Source organism: Gelidibacter gilvus (genome assembly GCF_004115975.1).
In the GTDB taxonomy this organism is placed as follows: Bacteria; Bacteroidota; Bacteroidia; order Flavobacteriales; family Flavobacteriaceae; genus Gelidibacter; species Gelidibacter gilvus.
Window position 1 is genome coordinate 1 of the sequence record NZ_SDDZ01000031.1, and the last position, 1,413, is coordinate 1,413.

The 1,413-nt window shown below is 37.7% G+C and carries 2 protein-coding genes; both read right to left on the reverse strand.

The genetic code is table 11. The features are described from left to right. A partial coding sequence (locus ESZ48_RS19130; protein ID WP_190246318.1) for an RteC domain-containing protein occupies positions 1–497 on the reverse strand: 497 nt, incomplete at its 3' end. A 91-nt stretch (positions 498–588) separates the two neighbouring features. Continuing rightward, positions 589–1,413: site-specific integrase (locus ESZ48_RS19135; RefSeq protein ID WP_145963516.1), on the reverse strand; the 825-nt coding region annotated here is incomplete at its 5' end.

Here is a 1,413-nt window from a genome sequence, read left to right on the forward strand (position 1 = left end):
ACAAAGTGCGCCATAAGATTATCGTAACTGGTAGAAAATTCTGGATCCACGATATAATGGGACATGTCACAGTTAATTCCAATTTGCCGTGTGCTCCTCAGAAAGTATAAACTATCCTGCTGAGATTGCTTATTCTTGACATAGCGCCAGAAGTTGATATTGTCATTTTTATGTTGGTCAATTTTCTTTAAGGCCGCACGAATGTATTTTTTCTGGGTCTTAACATCTGCTTTAGGCCATTTTAATTCAAACTTCTGAAGTTCTCCAAAAAATTGAAGTCTTCCCAAAATGAAAGGTTTTATATTCTTGAAAAAATGTATTTCATCTTCTTGAGCACTAAAACCATTACCGGCCCTAATTATTAATCGAAAATCCAATATAGTTTGACCTGAAAGATTTATGCCTTCTTTAAGGTTTCGGATTTTGGTGAGATCTGAATTTTCAATAATCCGTACCTGGAGTTTATATTCCTTTAAAACTAGATTAATAGACTCCATAAGCGGGTTGGAATTGGTTAAATTAGCACAACAAGCTATAAAAAATATTCAATTAAAAATAAAAAATTAGACATTAGGCACTAAAAACCAACTAATTAGAACCTTTTATGTCTGCATTTTCATTTCGTCGATTGTTCTTTGTCTCCAAAATTGATTTTAAATTATTCATATCCGTGCTAATTTTATGCTCGAGTACCCTGGCGTAAATTTGGGTGGTCGCAATTTTGGCATGTCCCAATATCTTGGATACTGTTTCAATGGGCACACCGTTGGATAGGGCGATTGTGGTAGCGAAAGTGTGGCGTGCCATGTGAAAGGTGAGGTTTTTTTTGATGTCGACAAAATTTGCGACTTCCTTGAGATAGGCGTTCAACTTTGTGTTGGACAGCACAGGTAGCAACGATTTTGATACCACCGTTACGGGATGGTCCTTATATTTTTTGATAATCGCCATGGCTTTTGGCAATAATGGGACTTTAATCACCGTATTCGTTTTTTGCCGTGTGCTCATTATCCAATGACTGCCGTCAATATTCATGACGACATGGTCTGTGGTTAGTTTATTAATATCCACATAACTGATTCCGGTGTAACAACTGAAAACGAACAGGTCGCGCACGCGATCGAGTCGGTCTGAAACAAATGCCTTGGTTTCTAGTTTCTGTAATTCAATCTCAGATAGGAATTCTCTATTAGTTTTATCAAAAGACATCTTCCAGCGCACGAAAGGGTCTTTGGCCACCCATTCCATATGATAGGCCATCGTGACAATTTTACGTAGGCGCTGAATGTGTTTCATCACCGTATTATTGCACAACGCCTTGGGATGACCTGCAGGATAGAGATTAGATAGATAGCCTTGGAAATCGGTTAAAAACTCGTAGTTGATTTCTTTTAGGTAAACGTCTGTGGTTTT